At 71.3% G+C, this 373-nt stretch carries 1 pseudogene; it reads right to left on the minus strand.

What is annotated here, in order from left to right:
• A pseudogene (locus tag AC1DYG_RS20705) lies at positions 1-373 on the minus strand (hypothetical protein); the annotation flags it as partial.

A 373-nucleotide genomic window follows, 5' to 3' on the forward strand; every position in this document is an offset into this window, starting at 1 on the left:
CTCGTTGTGGGCCCAGCCGATGAGGTCGACGGACGGATCGGAGACCGGCACCGGCGCGCTGCCCGGCTCGGACGAGACGACGATCGGGTCGCCGATGAACGGGTTGCCCTTGGCCACCGAGGCGAACTTGGAGCTGTTGTCCACCGCGATGGGCAGCGACAGGAACTCGGGGGTCCAGCGGCCGGACGCCTTGATCTCGGCGACGCGCTCGAGCGCGGCCGGGCTCATCAGCGCCACCCAGAGGCCGCCATCGGCCGCGAAGCACTTCTGCGGCGCGAAGTAGTAGACGTCCGCGTCGGCCATGTTCACGGGCAGGCCGCCGGCGCCGGAGGTGGCGTCGATGGCGATGAGGGCGTTCTCCGAACCCGCGGGG

This window comes from Pedococcus sp. P1_H8, from assembly GCF_056405175.1.